Genomic DNA, 16,530 nt, shown 5'->3' on the forward strand with positions numbered 1-16,530 from the left:
ATTGTTTTTACCTATATTTATTAATTGTATTTTTGAAGAAAGGCTTTTACTTTTTCAAAAGCAAATTGCGTATTCAAGCTACCTGATTTTACATCAAAAACGTGATCAGCTCCTGGAAGAAGATAGAATTCATGTGAAACGTTATTTTCTCTCAGCTTCCTGTCTAAAGATTTACCTTGTTCATCTGGGACAACTCGGTCACTTGTTCCATAAAATGAAATAGTAGGAGGTGTATTTTCATTAATGTAACTGATCGGAGAGAGTATTTTGTAACGATCAGGGAATTGTGAAGGTGTACCCTTTATATACTTTTTCAATACATCTTCCGCGTAGTCAGGACTTCGTTTATTCTTGTAAAACTCTGTCATATCAGACGGACCGTATATATTAATCACAGAGTTAATAGGTACCGGTGAAACGCTAGTAGAAGGTGGTAACTGTTCATCCCCCATACTATAGGCGGCTAGCATAGCTAGATTCCCCCCTGCTGATTGCCCCATTACATTTATTTTTTTAGGATCAATTTTGTAAGTATCCGCATGTTCTACTACCCATCCTATTGCTGATTTTACATCACCTACTTCATCCTTCCATCCCGCATGAGGTGGCATACGATATTGTACATCAAAAACAGTATATCCTAATTCACTAAGTCTTTGATACCAATGAGGTGAACCACCTTTATCACCCTCAACCCAGCCGCCTCCATGTAACATGATAACAGCGGGGTGAAGTGATTTTTTTGAGTCTCCATGAGCTGGCCACACATCAAGCTTTAATTCCACACTATCAGAGGTTGTACCGTATACAACGTCCTGTGTGACTTTTGATGTTATCTCTGTCTTACCAAAAAAATGAGAACTAAGTGAAACGGAAACATTCTCGTTTTTAGCATAGTTTAACGTCTGAGTAATTGGCTCTATTATTAAAAATAATACTAGTAATAATTGAGGAATCAACAATGCTCGAGCGATTAAAGCTTTTTTCCATACAGCTAATATTAATAGCACAATTATAAATAATGTTAGAATTACTAAAAACATTGGCATTTGCAATGCAAGCATTGCAAAAAGACTCATTATATTAGAAATTCTTAATGTGACATTAAAATCTGATGGATTCCAAATATAATATGCCAAACTACCAATAAAAGCTAATGCTAGTACTGTAAGAACTGTCAGAAACCATTGAATAAAACCTCTAGGACGCCAAGAGGTTGATTGTTTTTGTTGTTTCTTTTTCACTTTTTATATTCCTCCCTATTTATAACTTGAAAAATGGCGGTAAATCCCCAATGGGAGACAAAGGAAATGGCACACATTTACAGCAATCATGTCCTTTTATATATTTACATAATTAGCGAAGGAAAATCTATACTTTCTCTAAAAAACCGCTTCTCTTTTATAGGGAAGCGGTTTTTTTATGAATACAACTATGAATTAACTTTAACTGTTCTGTTTATATATCTTTTCACTTTTGTTTTCCATGTGATGTATAATGCTTTCTCCTTCAACATCAATGTTAGGCAAAATTTTATCCAGCCATTTTGGCAAGTACCAGGCTGACTTACCCATGAGAGCCATGACCGCAGGTACGATTGTCATTCTCACGATGAATGCGTCGAAGAAAACACCGAATGTAAGAGCCATGCCTATGGATTTAATGATGCTATCAGGTGCCAACATGAATCCAATAAATACAGCCATCATAATTAATCCTGCTGAGACTACGACTTTACCGCTCTCTCGCATTCCTTCTAAAATAGCTCTCTTCGGGTCGCCTGTATGCGTATATACTTCCCGCATCTTGCTCACTAGGAACACCTCATAGTCCATGGCAAGTCCGAACAGGATGCCAATCAGAATAACAGGCAAGAAAGCTAAGATTGGACTGGCAGCTGGGAAACCAAATAAATTTTGGAAATGCCCATCCTGCACGAAAAATACCACGGCTCCCAACGTAGCACCAAGAGAAAGTAGAAATCCTAATACTGCTTTTAATGGAATGAGTAGAGATCTAAACACTAGAACTAAGAGTACATATGCGAGTCCCACAATAAGAGCAGCGAAAACTGGCAAGGCATCACTCAGCTTTTGCACAATATCAATATTCATCGCTGCTGTGCCCGTTACCATTAGTTCAATTCCATTTTCTTTCTCGGTCTGGTTTGATTTGTCCCGAATCGCATTTACCAAATTCTTCGTCTTTGTATCGTCAGGTCCTGTTTTTGGTGTGACGGAAATCATATAAATCTTTCCAGAAGGACCAGGGATAGCTGGTGTCACACTTTTCACGTCAGATAGGTTACCCAATTCTTTTGCAATGGTGTTCATAACATTTTGCGTTTCAGCTGTTGCTTCCTCCGATTTTGCCACTACCGCTAAAGAGGCATGAATTCCTTCTCCATATGCTTCCCTCAATAAATCATATGCTCTTCGTTCTGTCGTTTCTGTGGACTTTGATGTTCCATCAGAAAGCAGCCCAAGGTTCATATGGAAAAATGGAATCGTAATCACTGCAAGTAGTCCGATTGCGAAAATCGAAACAACCAGAGGACGTCTTACGACAAATTCCCCCCATTTATTTGAACCAGTGCGTTTCTTACCTGCCCCAGTCATCTTTTCCAAGAATCGATTTTGTTTAGATGGGGCAATCTTATGGCCGATAATTCCTAATATGGCCGGTAATATGACGACGGAAACCACCACAGCTATGAACACAGTAAAAGCAGCGGATACGCCCATCGCTATTAGGAATGGAATCTTTGTAACAGACAGTCCCAAAAGACCAATAATAACAGTTAATCCTGCAAAGATTACGGCACTTCCCGCTGTTCCCGTTGCAATGGCAATAGATTCTGGAACAGAATCTCCTTGTGCGAGTTGCTGTCTAAAGCGATTGATAATGAAAAGCGCATAGTCAATGCCTACTGCGAGTCCCAGCATGGCAGCTAATGTTAAGGAAACAGATTGGATTTCCACATAATTGGTTCCAATCATGATTCCTAGCATTCCAATCGCTAATCCGATTATCGCAGTGAGAATCGGCAGTCCAGCTGCTAGAAAAGATACAAAAGTAAATGTCAGGACTACGAAGGCAACAAGTACTCCAACAATTTCAGTCATACCTGAAGTCTCTGAGTCGGAAAACTTAATATCGCCTCCTGATAGCTCCGTTTGAATGCCGGCATCTCTTGTTGTTTCAATACTATCTAAAATCTTATCCTTAGAAGCTTCTGTGACCTTTTCCGCTTTCACTTTGTACGTAACAACTGCATATCCGATTTTCTTATTTTCACTAAGGTTCTGCAGTTGCATCGGTGCTGCCACAGAATCAACAGCTGAATCTTTTTTAATCTCACCTAGAACTTCTGCAATTTTCTGTTGTACTTCCGCTGACTCCAAGGTTTCGTTTTTTGGTGCTTGAAATACTACTTTTACTTGTGCACCTGCTGGTTGCATCGCTTTAAACTCTTTTTCAATTACTTTTCCTGCTTTATCTGCCGGTGTATTCGGAATGCTCATCTCATCATTGAAAGAGGAACCCATGTTGACTCCAATAAGCACAAATGCAATAAGAATTGCGAGTGCACTGAATACAACCTTTTTCCTATGATTTACTGCCCAATGTCCTAACTTATAAAGATATTTTGCCAATTAAATCTCACCCTACTCTCGTTGAAAATTTGTCTTGTTCTTACGTTGTAATCTAGAAACGCACAAACACCAAAATCACATATTATTCATATAAAAGGATTTTAAAATATCTATTGTAAATTGTATCGGTATATCCCTACCTATTTATAGCTTGCAAAATGGCGGAAAATTGCCAGTAGGAAACAAAGAAAATGGTACACATTGACAGCAATGATGGCCTTTTATACAATGACATTATCACTATGCTAACAATTGTACTTACATGTGTAAGTATAACAGTGAATTTTCATCTTTCAAGCACAATGTGATAATTTGCACTTAAAACGAACAGAATGAAGGGATGTGTTAGCTTTGAGGAAGTCAAGAGAAGACAGTATACACTCTCAGAGATACATTATGGAGGCATTGAGCGCACTGTTGCATGAACATAAACTGCAAGATATAACCGTAACAGCTATTTGCAAAAAGGCTGGAGTTGCCAGAGTCACATTCTACAAATACTACCGCAACGTTTACGACGTCGTACAAGTATCTGTGGATGAAATTGTTCAACAATTCTTGAAAGAGGTTGATAGTTTGGATCCGTATGAAAGTATGCAGCTAATTATTGAATATATTATAGAGGGCTTTGTGTCTGCACAGAAGCCGTCAGGAAAGTTAATTGATGCAAATATATCTAGTATGATGCTTGATTATTTGAATTACACAATGGAAAAGGTCTTTCAAGTGGATATTACGCGCAATCATGACATAAGCAGAATGCAAATCCTGTTTTTAGCAGGCGGGATCTATAATATTGTTAACGATTGGATTAAAAGAGGGGCAAAGGAATCTCCCCAGGCACTTGCTGCAAAAATATACGAGATCCTTCCATATGGGACAACAGACACAAGGAATTTGGCAAATTCATGATGCAACTGTACTACCTTTGATTACATCTAAAAAATGGCATAACATAAATAGCTGTGAGTAGTTCATCTAACCATAAACGACCGTTTTTGGTTAAAAGAACAAAACTTTCTTTCATATAAAATTTTCTTAACGTTGTTGAAAGCGGAGGAATCGTCGGGAAAATGGGCTTAGTGTTGTAAATCCGCATTTTCCTGACGGTACCTCTAAAAGCAAAGGATATCATTACAAACACTTTTATCATTAAGCCTATATACTAAAACTCCGTTGTTAAAGTTATTGAACTTGTCGTATAAAAGCTTTAATGAATAAAATAGTAAGATTAACTGCCAGATGCTGATAATAGGTATTTTTATTTGTCTTGTTGTAACATTCACGGCAAGTTTATGGGTTAATAATTAACCCACGGCAAATATACTTCTTTTGTTTGTGGAAAAGTTAGGATTCTAAAAATAGAATGCTTCTAATTCTTCACTTCTTTCAATTCTATCCTTAATGCGTATCCCTTAATGATTACAAGTTTATCCCGTCAAAGCCCGGTTGGTAAGATTTTATTAAGTTTTCACTTTATTCAAATCTTAATATGTTTTGTGTTTTTATCCATACCTATTGTAAGATTATATAGAGTTCTCCTAATAAACTGTTTTAATGGATTATTTAGGGGTTTTAAATTTATAAATCTTAAATTATTTTTTCGGGATAATTTTTTATCTAAATAATTTATATTGAAGTAGAGGTGAACCATCGGTGAAGCAGGTGTTGGTGATTAAAAATGAACGGTCTTCAGCAAAGAAAATCGTAAGCGGTTTAACGCAAGAGGGCCATTTCATTTTAAAACTTCACAATGAAAACCAAGGTTTAAATATAGCATATGAGCAAGATTGGGATATTATCATATTGGATTGGGATTCATTAAGTATATCGGGACCAGAAATTTGTAGACAAATACGACTTGTTAAAACGACACCAATCATTATTGTGACCAACAATATTTCTAGCGAGGATTGCATAGCAGGGTTACAAGCAGGAGCAGATGATTATATTAGAAAACCATTTGTGAAGGAAGAATTAGTAGCGAGAGTTCAAGCTATTTTAAGAAGAAGTGACTATAACCAGCAAAATGAGACAAACTTTTTTCAGTTTAAAGATCTCTTTGTTGATGCATCTAGCAATATTGTGAAAAAAGGTGGCAAAAATCTCTCGCTTACGAAGCGCGAGTACGATTTACTTGTATTTTTAATTAAGAATAAAAATACGATATTAAGCCGTGAAATGCTTTTGAATCAAGTTTGGGGATATGACGTAGTAGTAAATCCGAATGTAGTAGACTTATATATTGGGTATGTAAGAAAAAAGCTAAAGTGCGAGAAGAAAGATAGATATATTCAAACGATACATGGCAGAGGCTATTCAATGGTTGAATGATAAAAATAAGATAATAAAGTAGTTTCTGTGAAATATTAGCTATTACTGCGCGTATTTTGTAAGGGAAGGTCTCTGTCCCGTATTTGTTGAGAAAGTATTTAATGAAGGTTAATCAACAGTCCTGACCGCACATATTACTTTTTATGCTTGATTTTATGAATTCATACGATTCACAAGATTTTCACAGAATTAATGACTATACTAATTAACAGGATGTTCAAATGAAAATGATTATCAATAGCGATTCGATTGAATAAAAGTTACCTTCTAATTCAATCTATGGATGTCATCATTTTCGAAATAAATCACACTATAAGGAGTATACATATGAAAAAATCTATGCTTTTAAAATTAGTGAGTATTCTAGCAATTTTTACTTTAATGTTAGTGGCTTGCTCAGATTCAAGTAAAGAAACTTCGAAGGCTAATAATAAAGATAATGGTAGTGATAAGCCAAAAACGGTTGAAATCACTGATGCTCATGGAACTGTTAAAGTCCCTGTAAACCCAAAGAATGTAGTTGCTTTGGATAACAGAACGTTTGAAACTTTATCTGATTGGGGAATTAAATTAGCGGCTGCTCCAAAGGATATCATGCCTGCTGATTCAGCATATAAAAAGGATGAAAAAGTTCAAAATATTGGGAATCACCGTGAACCAAATCTAGAAATTATTGCAGCGGCAAATCCTGAACTTGTAATTGTTGGTCAAAGATTTGCTGACCATTACGAAGAAATCAAAAAATTAGTACCAAATGCAGCAGTTATTGATCTTAATTTTGATGTTTCTGAGAAAGCTACTAAGCCTGGCGAAAACTTAGTAAAAGGACTTAAAGATTCTACAATTACTTTAGGAAAAATCTTTAATAAAGATAAAGAAGCTAAACAATTAGTAGCTGATTTTGATAAATCTATTGAAAAAGCAAAATCTGCTTATAACGGAAAAGATAAAGTTATGAGTGTTATCGTTACTGGTGGTAATATTGGTTTTGCTGCTCCACATTCTGGTCGTGTTTGGGGACCAATGTATGAAATTTTCGGTTGGACTCCAGCGTTAGAAGTTTCAAATTCTACTGCAGGTCATAAAGGTGATGACGTTTCTGTTGAAGCTATTGCACAAACAAATCCTGATTGGATTTTCGTATTAGATCGTGATGCTGCAACATCTGATGCAGCTAAGTCAACACCTGCTAAGGATGTTATTTCTAAATCACCTGCTCTTCAAAACACAACTGCTGTTTCTAAAAAACAAGTTATTTATGCACCAGAAGATACTTACACAAATGAATCAATTCAAACTTATATAGAGTTATTTGGAAATATGGCAAAAACTTTAGCTAAGTAGTGTAAAGGGGTACGAAACAGTGTCAAAAAATATGATTTCTAGGGTTGAGAATATTTCTCAACCCCAGTTTTATAATCAAAATAAAATATGGACAAAACCTTTTATAATAGCAGTTATAGTTGTTATAATTTTAGGGATTATATCACTGTTTACTGGAGTTTATGATATACGTGGACAAGAGGACGGGACAGAGATGTTTTTCATAACTCGTGTTCCGAGAACAGCTGCATTAATGCTTACTGGAGCTGCGATGGCGATGGCAGGGCTCGTCATGCAACTCATTACACAGAATCGCTTTGTTGAACCTACTACAACGGGGACTATTGAATGGTCAGGCTTAGGCCTGCTTTTTGTGTATTTATTATTTCCTGCCCCGACTTTAGTTCAAAGAATGACTGGTGCAATCATTTTTTCTTTTATAGGAACTATGATTTTCTTTCTATTTTTAAGAAGAGTTAAGCTTCGTTCGTCTTTAATTGTTCCGATTATTGGATTGATGCTTGGAGCAGTAATTTCTGCAGTGTCTACTTTTTTAGGACTCCTTTTTCAAAAGACGCAAAGTATTGAAACTTGGTTTGTAGGTTCATTTGCTAACATTCAGGTGGGAAGGTATGAATATTTATGGCTGATTGTTATTATTACTTTTCTTATTTTTATGTATGCTAATAGATTGACTTTAGCTGGACTAGGAGAAGATGTCGCAACAAGTCTTGGAGTTAATTACAATAGAATTGTTCTTTTTGGGACTGCTCTTATCTCTGTTGCAGTTGGAATTGTTGCAGCTGTTATTGGACACTTACCTTTCTTAGGATTAATTGTGCCAAATATCGTTTCAATGTTTAGAGGTGATGATCTTAGGAGTAATTTACCTTGGGTTTGTGTGATCGGAATGGGATCAATAACTGCCTGTGACATCATTTCTCGAACAATTATACAGCCTTTTGAATTACCTGTTTCTTTAATACTTGCAACAGTGGGAGCAGTCGTGTTTATTACTATTTTATTGAGACAAAGAAAACCAAGGAGGCTACGATGATCACATTAGAATATAGAAAAAAAGAAAATGTCGAAATCGATTCTAGCCTTCATAATGAAAGTAGATCAGCTAGCGCTTTTCGGTTTAAGAAGGAAGCAAGACGTTATTGGATTTTACTGATAACATTGATTGCTTTAGGTCTTCTTTCTTCATATGGACTTTTAGTTTATAACAATCCAGTTCCGATAGATTCACCTTCTTTTATCCCAGTCGTTAAGAGAAGGATAGTAGCTATTGTTGCAATGATTATTGCTGCGGTTTGCCATAGCTTGTCGACAGTTGCTTTCCAATCTATTACGAATAATAAAATTATTACTCCATCGCTTTTAGGTTTCGAATCACTTTATTCAGCAATTCAAACGAGTACAGTATTCTTCTTTGGTGCTAGTGCGTTAATAAATTTTAATGGAATTGGATCATTTTTATTCCAAGTTGTTGTTATGGTCTTCATGAGTTTGATACTTTATGGATGGTTACTTTCCGGTAAATACGGGAATTTACAACTTATGCTTTTAGTTGGAATTATTATTGGTACCGGGCTAAATTCTGTGTCAACTTTCATGAGAAAACTACTTGCGCCTTCAGAATTTGATATTTTACAAGCAAGACTATTTGGTTCTGTTAATCATGCAGATCCTGCATATTTTCCTATTGTAATTCCTATGATCATAATTGTAGCGGTATTAATTTTTGCTCATTCTAAGAATTTGAATGTTTTATCACTAGGAAAAGATGTTGCTACTTCTTTTGGAGTTAAATACCAACCTAGTGTAATTTATACGCTTGTATTAGTAGCTATTTTAATGTCCATTTCAACAGCTCTAATTGGGCCACTTACTTTCTACGGCTTTTTAGTGGCAACTTTGAGTTATCAGGCAGCGTCAACTTATGATCATAGATATATTTTTCCGATGGCTTTTGCTATAGGATTTTTAATAATGACGAGCGCATACTTTTTAATGTATCATGTATTCCATGCTCAAGGTGTAGTTTCAGTTATTATTGAATTATTTGGTGGAATCATATTCTTAACTATAGTTTTAAGGAAGAGGGCTTTATGATAAAAATTGATAATGTTAAAAAGTTCTATACTGATAAGGTAAAAATAGGACCTTTGGATATTGAAATACCAAAAGCAGGCTTTACTTCTTTAATTGGACCAAATGGTGCTGGAAAGTCAACGACACTTTTGATGATTGGCAGACTTTTAGATATGGATGAAGGCCAAATTCAGGTAGCAAATATGGATGTTTCTGAATCCAAATCAAAAGACTTAGCAAAAGTTTTGACTATATTGCGACAAGAAAATCATTTTGTAACTAGGCTTACAGTTAGACAATTAGTTGGATTTGGGCGCTTTCCTTATTCAAAGGGAAGGTTGACTAAAGAAGATGAGGTTATCATTTCTAAATATATCGATTTCTTAGATTTAACTAGTTTAGAGAATAGATATTTAGATGAGCTTTCTGGTGGTCAAAGACAAAGGGCATATGTAGCGATGGTACTGTGCCAAGAGACGGAATATGTACTTTTGGACGAACCTTTGAACAACCTTGATGTTGCTCGTTCTGTTCAAATGATGGAGCATTTAAGACGTGCAGCTAATGAATTTGGAAGAACAATTTTGACGGTTATGCATGACATAAATTTTGCAGCTAAATACTCGGATAAAATTTGTGCTATGAAAGATGGACAAATTGCTGCTTTTGGAACAGTAGAAGAGGTTATGGACTCAACACTTTTGACAGATATTTTTGAAACAAAAATAGAAATTATTAATGGTCCTTATGGGCCAATAGCAGTTTATTAGTTATAAAATGTCTTGCGTAGATTATGCAAGACACTCTAGTTGAAGTTGCTGTCTGTATTTTATAGGCAGCAGCTTTTTTTATGTGATTACTCATAAAATGCAAAAGAATGCTTCACCTTTTCAAGTATGTACCAAGTGGAAAAAATATCTCTGTATAATTTTTCAAAAGAATTCAGCTTGTTTTTTTATATGTAATATTGCATATCAGAGTGTATTGATAAAAGTGTAAGGGGTCACTATAATGAGGGCATAAAGATAAATCATATTTTCGTAGCAATAAAAAGGAGGAAATAATATGGAAATCGCAATGGCAGTTTTAAAATTTGTAGGTGGCGTAATCCCGTTAATTCAAGAACTTTTAAAAGCATTTATGTAAATTTATTAGTTAGCAATCATTTATCAATCATTATCATATTTTACTAAAAAAAGAACGGGGTGATTTTTCTGAATATTAAGAAAAACACTAAAAGAAGAAAGTTCCTTGCATGTTTATTAGTTAGTCTATGCACTATTAATTATTCATCTATTTCCTTCGCAGAAACACAAGCAAGTAATGCAACTGATGTAGCCAAAAATGCTAGTGGCATTGATACTGGTATAGCAAATCTTAAATATAATAATCAAGAGGTTTTAGCTGTAAATGGTGATAAAGTAGAGAGTTTTGTTCCGAAAGAAAGTATCAATTCAAATGGTAAATTTGTAGTAGTAGAACGCGAAAAAAAATCACTTACAACGTCACCAGTCGATATTTCAATTATTGATTCTGTAGTGAATCGCACGTATCCAGGAGCTGTACAACTTGCAAATAAAGCTTTTGCAGACAATCAACCGAGTTTATTAGTGGCTAAGAGAAAGCCTTTGAATATTAGTATAGACTTACCGGGCATGAGAAAAGAAAATACAATCACTGTCCAAAATCCGACATATGGTAATGTAGCTGGAGCAGTAGACGATTTAGTATCTACTTGGAATGAAAAGTATTCTACAACACATACGTTACCTGCAAGAATGCAGTATACGGAATCCATGGTTTATAGTAAATCGCAAATCGCAAGCGCTCTTAATGTTAACGCTAAATATCTTGATAACAGTCTAAACATTGATTTTAATGCGGTTGCAAATGGAGAGAAAAAAGTGATGGTAGCGGCGTATAAGCAAATATTTTATACGGTAAGTGCTGAACTACCTAACAATCCATCCGACCTTTTTGATAATAGCGTTACTTTTGATGAGTTAACTCGAAAAGGCGTAAGTAATTCGGCTCCACCTGTTATGGTTTCAAATGTAGCTTATGGTAGAACGATTTATGTAAAATTAGAAACAACATCTAAGAGCAAAGATGTACAAGCTGCTTTTAAAGCCTTACTTAAGAATAACAGCGTTGAAACAAGTGGACAGTATAAAGATATTTTTGAAGAAAGTACCTTTACTGCTGTAGTATTAGGCGGAGATGCGAAAGAGCATAACAAGGTTGTTACTAAAGATTTCAATGAAATCCGAAATATTATTAAAGATAATGCTGAATTAAGTCTTAAAAATCCAGCATACCCAATTTCATATACAAGTACTTTCTTAAAAGATAATGCAACTGCTGCTGTTCATAACAATACAGATTATATTGAGACGACAACTACAGAATATTCAAGTGCTAAAATGACACTTGATCATTACGGTGCTTACGTTGCTCAATTTGATGTATCTTGGGATGAATTCACATTTGACCAAAAGGGTAACGAAGTACTAACACATAAAACATGGGATGGTAGCGGAAAAGACAAAACGGCTCATTACTCTACAGTTATCCCTCTTCCACCGAACTCAAAAAATATAAAAATTGTAGCAAGAGAATGTACAGGTCTTGCATGGGAATGGTGGAGAACAATTATTAATGAACAAAACGTTCCATTAACAAATGAAATAAAAGTTTCAATTGGAGGAACAACATTATATCCAACAGCTAGTATTAGTCATTAAGTATAAAAAAAGCGCCCTATAAGTAGGGCGCTTTTTTACTTAGTCACAAATTTTATTCCTCTATTTGCCGGGCAGCCCGATTGATGAGGGCTGATTAATAATGTAATTCCTAATATAGTTAATCGGCGTTGATTTACTTCTTCACGTAAAATGGATTGAAATGAAATTCCTATTACTTGGACAAGTGTTGCTAAAAGTGTGGCAATTGGAGGAATAAAACTTTATGTTCCTTTGTTTTGGGCCAACTTAAGAAACTTTTGTAAAATGATAGGATTACAAAAATGTAATGTGGGTGTAAGGAAACTGGATTGTACCATCTGTATGGTTAAAGCATACTTAAGGTAAGGAAGATTTATATTTTAACGGGTATAAATCTTACAAGTAGAATAGAAAGGTTAGGTATTATCATATGAAATGGATCATGAGAATTTTTGCGTTATTAGCTATAGTAGGAGGTGCTTTCTACTATATGAAGTCAGGGAATGGATACTATTTGACTAAACAATATTATGTAAAAGTAACGACTGATTCTAAAGTAGAAAACGAAAAATTGAGTAATGGAGAAGTTCTTACGTATCATGTTTACGATGAGAAGGTGTACGATAAAAAAGGGGAAGAAAGAAAACTGAAAATTTCCTTGCAAAATGAATTGGAAAAAAATCAATATTATTTGATTGATTGGGAAGATCGCCGTGGGATTGTTTCTAAAATAGCTAAAGTGAATCAAGCAAAAATAGATAAAGGTATTTTAGATAAGTTGAACGCAAATTCATAATATTTCAGGATAAGTTAATCAAAAGCTGTGTTGGCGTAAGATTTATAAGAAAAAGGTATTGTAGCAAAAATAAAAGAGATTATTATAAAACAAAAAAGACCGAACCGTCTGGTTCTGTCTTTTTTTAGGAATGAAGAATGAATTTTACAAATGATGTGCACAAAGCTGGATTGCTACAATTGGGATGACATGTATGAATAGTGGACTGTAACACTTATGTAGATGGTTTGCAGAGATATAAAATCAATATAGAAGAGGAGTATTATTCTAGATGACTTATGTAACTACAATTTTATCAATAGCGGGTATCGTTATCATGTCTTTAGCGAGGATTAATTTTAAAATAAGGGCGTTTGCTAATAAACCAGCTTGGGGTGGCTTCACTCTTCCCTTAATTCTAATTGGATTTATTTTATTTTGTATCGGTATGTTTTTAGGTTTTGTAAATCATCAACTATAAGGTGGAAATATTGTGAAGACGAAAAGCTACATGTTTTTCGTCTTTTCGTTCTCTTGCTTAATAAGAAAGATCCTGCAACTCAGTACAGGATCTTTAATCAAACGTATTTAAAAACTAAATTGTGGTTTCATATCACCTTTATAAGGTTCATGTTCAACGAATATGGTGATATCTTTACCTGCTTGATCTTTACCAGTTCTTTTATACGTAAATCTCTTATTATTTAGTTCAGTAAGTTCAAGAGCTGCACCGTATTTGTTATTTCCAATTGAAACATGGGCTCTTATTTTATTTTCGTGTACAACATCGAAGTAGCCATAGTCACCGCGGCTTTGACCTGTTTCGCTATTGAAGAACTCATATTTATTAGACTTGTCATCGAATTTTGCTAGACTTATAAAATTCGAATTAAACTGTGTTACATCATTACCAGCTTCATCTAATACCTTTGTTCCATGCCAAAGGGTACTGCCTAAAATTTTATCTCCATCAACGTTTTTAACAATATCTCCTGTAGTCGTGTTCAGCTGCTTGTCCGGATCAGTGAAAGAAAGTTCTTTTTCTTTATATGGGACATGTTCAACGAAAACTTCTACATCTTTACCGTTAGCGTCTTTCCCCATTCGTTTATAAGTAAATACATTTTTATTTAGTTTTGTCATGTCAACGACAGCTTGATACTTCATTGATTCTGAAATTAATATTCTCTTCTTCCCATCATTTGTGACAAAGAAAGTGCCTTTATCACCACGACTTGCACCTGTTTTAGCATCAAAAAATTCATATCTGCCGGACTTCGCATCATATTTTGCAAGACCAATGAAGTTTGCATTCTCTTTTGTTAAGTCATTCTTATCTTTGTCATACACTCGTGTACCTTGCCAATTTGTCTCTCTAAGAATATTAGCCATTTTTTGCCCTTTAGTTAATTTATTTTCCTTTTTTGTTTCTTTAGCAACTTGTTCTTGTTTTTGTTTCCCATGATTTTCTTCAGCTTTAGTACCAGCACACCCTGTTAATGCTAATGTGAATCCGAGCAGTACGGATGAAAGTGCTTTTGCTTTTTTGTTCATGTTTTATCGTCTCCTTATTTTATGATTTCAAGTAGTACGGTTAGCGATTATAGTAGCAGTGCGTCATATATGAACTTAGTTGCTACGTTTCTTATGTTAATACCTGACTATAAACTGCCTCTAAATAAAACATTAAAAAAAGATAAACTAATTCCTAAAATTTGTTCATATTTATAAAAAATCGCTAGCTTGCTGTAGTGCCTACGAGTAATCAAAAAAATACATTGTAAAGAAGAAGGAAAGCCGCTAATAATAATGTAATTGCTAATATAGCTAATCGATTGTAGTGCAAAACTTTTGAGAAAAACTGTAGGGGTGGTGTTTTTGTAAGACTCTTTCGTTAGCAATCGGTTGTACATCATCATAAATTTGAACACCTACTGTATCGGGTAAAAAGAAAGTAGCTCCTTCATTGTTCGCAATATGTTGTACGTGAATAACTGTTTTATGTTTTTCACGAAATGCTTTCAAAACTTCTTTCGCTTTTTGTGCGGCTTTTTCAGGTTGATGTAATTCCATATTGCCACCTTCAAAGTAATCATTTTGTATGTCTACTAATAGCAACGCTTCGTTCATCGTTATGCCCCCATACTTAGTGATTCAGCACGTTATTTGTACTGTACCGTTATTATATAAATTGTAGCTATGCGGAAGTAATAACGTTGTGAAACGATTTTGGGGTATATAGTTTCAGTGTGAAAAAAGTGAAAGTTGCTATAAGTACAAATGGATTTTGTGGACTTCACGGCAAAGTTATAGATAGAGTGGCATTGCAGGGTTAAAAACCATAACTTTGCTGGAGGAGCGGGTTATGTTTTTTTTATGAGGAAATACGATTTTAAGTTTTTGCTGAAGATGTTTTTCTAGGATATGCTGTGAGTGATTGGAGTGAGGTAGTGTCAGATATTGTCGACCAATCGATATATTGGAAAAATCGTTGATATATTGTGAGTTGTGATAGATATATTGGAAAAATCGTTGATATATTGTGAGTTGTGATAGATATATTGGAAAAATCGTTGATATATTGTGAGTTATGATAGATATATTGAAAAAATCGTTGATATATTTGTAAAGGGGTGTTTGAGGTGATTGTGAAAGAAAGAAAAATGCCGATTTATATAAGACAGTTAGAAGCACTGCTTAGAAGGTTACCTGTACATCATCCAAAACGAAATTTAATTGGAGAAAACTTGGCAAAACACATGGCGGGGTATAAAGGGGAGCAAGCAATTGATTATCCACTTAGTTTTATTTCTGAGAAAGAGTATAGTGTTTTACATGATGTTCGCTTATCTAATCATGATCAATACTTTCAAATTGATACTATTATCATTTCCACAAAGTTTCTTCTTTTTCTTGAGATAAAAAATATAGCAGGTACATTAATGTTTGATGCAAAGTTTAATCAACTTATCCGAATAACAGAAGGAAATTCAGAGGGATTTCCAGATCCGGTTTTACAAATAAAAAGGCAAGAAATACAATTAAAGAAATGGTTAAGCTTACATGGATTTTCCTCTAGTCTTCCAATCGAGTCCCTCGTTGTTATTAGCTCGCCTCGTACCATTATAAAATCTTCAGATGACAATCTTCTTCATACAATTATTCATAGTGCAAATTTACCTCATAAAATAAAGTGGTTTGAAAGTAAATATAAGAGAAAAGTTATAGATAATGTAGATAGGCTCATTCATCAAATAATAACGGAGCATTCTCCACTTCAACAAAATATACTTGAGCAATATAAAATAGAAAAAGAGGAGTTGTTAAATGGAGTACAATGTGAGAAATGCTTAGTTATTCCAATGGTTAAAGTGAAGAAGGGCTGGCGTTGTACAAGTTGTAAAGATTTTTCAAAAGTGGCACATGAGGATGTTATACGAGATTATGCATTGCTCATTAGTACGACATGTACGAACGGTAATTTGAAAGAGTTTCTCCATGTTTCGTCGGGTATGGTTGTAAATAGAATTCTCCACACACTAAATCTCCCCTACACTGGCAACAACAAAGGACGAATATATGATTTAACTTCTTTCCAATCGTAATTTTGCTATAATAAATA

The 16,530-nt window shown here is 34.6% G+C and carries 13 protein-coding genes and 1 pseudogene; 10 read left to right on the plus strand and 4 right to left on the minus strand.

Annotated features, from left to right (window positions below):
- Positions 1–20: 20 nt before the first annotated feature.
- Together MR112_RS11055 and MR112_RS11060 are read right to left on the minus strand one after the other, a co-directional pair.
- Entirely contained in the window at positions 21–1,244 is a 1,224-nt protein-coding gene (locus tag MR112_RS11055; protein ID WP_163093247.1) for an alpha/beta hydrolase fold domain-containing protein, read from the minus strand.
- Positions 1,245–1,445: 201 nt separating this feature from the next.
- Positions 1,446–3,656, minus strand: a complete 2,211-nt coding sequence (locus tag MR112_RS11060) for an MMPL family transporter (protein ID WP_242244953.1) — start codon at positions 3,654–3,656, stop codon at positions 1,446–1,448.
- Between the two features lie 396 nt (positions 3,657–4,052).
- On the opposite strand from MR112_RS11060, the gene MR112_RS11065 reads away from it, so the two are divergent.
- The 9 genes from MR112_RS11065 to MR112_RS11110 all read left to right on the plus strand — a co-directional run bounded on the left by MR112_RS11065 (position 4,053) and on the right by MR112_RS11110 (position 13,389).
- On the plus strand, positions 4,053–4,568 hold the full coding sequence (locus MR112_RS11065; RefSeq protein ID WP_370658489.1) for a TetR/AcrR family transcriptional regulator: 516 nt from the start codon (positions 4,053–4,055) through the stop codon (positions 4,566–4,568).
- 744 nt (positions 4,569–5,312) lie between these two features.
- A complete protein-coding gene (locus tag MR112_RS11070; protein WP_000815809.1) occupies positions 5,313–5,990 on the plus strand; it encodes a response regulator transcription factor in 678 nt (225 codons plus the stop codon).
- Between the two features lie 327 nt (positions 5,991–6,317).
- Complete coding sequence (locus MR112_RS11075) at positions 6,318–7,334, plus strand: siderophore ABC transporter substrate-binding protein (protein ID WP_063246369.1); 1,017 nt, start codon at positions 6,318–6,320, stop codon at positions 7,332–7,334.
- A gap of 19 nt (positions 7,335–7,353) precedes the next feature.
- Entirely contained in the window at positions 7,354–8,370 is a 1,017-nt protein-coding gene (locus MR112_RS11080) for an ABC transporter permease (RefSeq protein WP_000042077.1), read from the plus strand.
- Positions 8,367–9,431 carry an iron chelate uptake ABC transporter family permease subunit gene (locus tag MR112_RS11085; protein ID WP_242244955.1) on the plus strand — a complete coding sequence of 355 codons (1,065 nt, stop codon included), beginning with the start codon at positions 8,367–8,369 and terminating at the stop codon, positions 9,429–9,431. The genes MR112_RS11080 and MR112_RS11085 overlap by 4 nt, the downstream gene beginning before the upstream one ends.
- Positions 9,428–10,180 (plus strand): iron ABC transporter ATP-binding protein, encoded by a 753-nt coding sequence (locus MR112_RS11090; RefSeq protein ID WP_000590071.1) that lies wholly within the window; start codon positions 9,428–9,430, stop codon positions 10,178–10,180. The genes MR112_RS11085 and MR112_RS11090 overlap by 4 nt, the downstream gene beginning before the upstream one ends.
- A gap of 435 nt (positions 10,181–10,615) precedes the next feature.
- Positions 10,616–12,154, plus strand: coding sequence for an anthrolysin O/cereolysin O family cholesterol-dependent cytolysin Alo (gene alo / locus MR112_RS11095; RefSeq protein WP_242244956.1), 1,539 nt, complete (start codon positions 10,616–10,618; stop codon positions 12,152–12,154).
- A gap of 409 nt (positions 12,155–12,563) precedes the next feature.
- Positions 12,564–12,929, plus strand: a complete 366-nt coding sequence (locus tag MR112_RS11105; protein ID WP_370658487.1) for a YxeA family protein — start codon at positions 12,564–12,566, stop codon at positions 12,927–12,929.
- A gap of 271 nt (positions 12,930–13,200) precedes the next feature.
- Complete coding sequence (locus tag MR112_RS11110; RefSeq protein ID WP_000222858.1) at positions 13,201–13,389, plus strand: hypothetical protein; 189 nt, start codon at positions 13,201–13,203, stop codon at positions 13,387–13,389.
- Positions 13,390–13,496: 107 nt separating this feature from the next.
- On the opposite strand, the gene MR112_RS11115 is transcribed toward MR112_RS11110, so the two are convergent.
- Entirely contained in the window at positions 13,497–14,462 is a 966-nt protein-coding gene (locus tag MR112_RS11115) for a DUF4822 domain-containing protein (protein WP_242244958.1), read from the minus strand.
- Between the two features lie 303 nt (positions 14,463–14,765).
- Positions 14,766–15,038: pseudogene (locus MR112_RS11120) on the minus strand (isochorismatase family protein); the annotation flags it as partial.
- A gap of 518 nt (positions 15,039–15,556) precedes the next feature.
- On the opposite strand from MR112_RS11120, the gene MR112_RS11125 reads away from it, so the two are divergent.
- The gene (locus tag MR112_RS11125) at positions 15,557–16,513 is read left to right on the plus strand and encodes a nuclease-related domain-containing protein (RefSeq protein WP_242244982.1); all 957 of its coding nucleotides are present in this window, start codon (positions 15,557–15,559) and stop codon (positions 16,511–16,513) included.
- Positions 16,514–16,530: the final 17 nt, after the last annotated feature.

It is taken from the genome of Bacillus cereus group sp. BfR-BA-01330, from assembly GCF_022663885.1.
In the GTDB taxonomy this organism is placed as follows: domain Bacteria; phylum Bacillota; class Bacilli; order Bacillales; family Bacillaceae_G; genus Bacillus_A; species Bacillus_A cereus.

Coding starts and splice junctions, on each gene's coding strand:
- MR112_RS11065 (WP_370658489.1), top strand. CDS start 4,053: ATGGAGGCATTGAGCGCACTGTTGCATGAACATAAACTGCAAGATATA.
- MR112_RS11075 (WP_063246369.1), top strand. CDS start 6,318: ATGAAAAAATCTATGCTTTTAAAATTAGTGAGTATTCTAGCAATTTTT.
- MR112_RS11085 (WP_242244955.1), top strand. CDS start 8,367: ATGATCACATTAGAATATAGAAAAAAAGAAAATGTCGAAATCGATTCT.
- MR112_RS11090 (WP_000590071.1), top strand. CDS start 9,428: ATGATAAAAATTGATAATGTTAAAAAGTTCTATACTGATAAGGTAAAA.
- MR112_RS11105 (WP_370658487.1), top strand. CDS start 12,564: ATGAAATGGATCATGAGAATTTTTGCGTTATTAGCTATAGTAGGAGGT.
- MR112_RS11110 (WP_000222858.1), top strand. CDS start 13,201: ATGACTTATGTAACTACAATTTTATCAATAGCGGGTATCGTTATCATG.
- MR112_RS11115 (WP_242244958.1), bottom strand. CDS start 14,462: ATGAACAAAAAAGCAAAAGCACTTTCATCCGTACTGCTCGGATTCACA.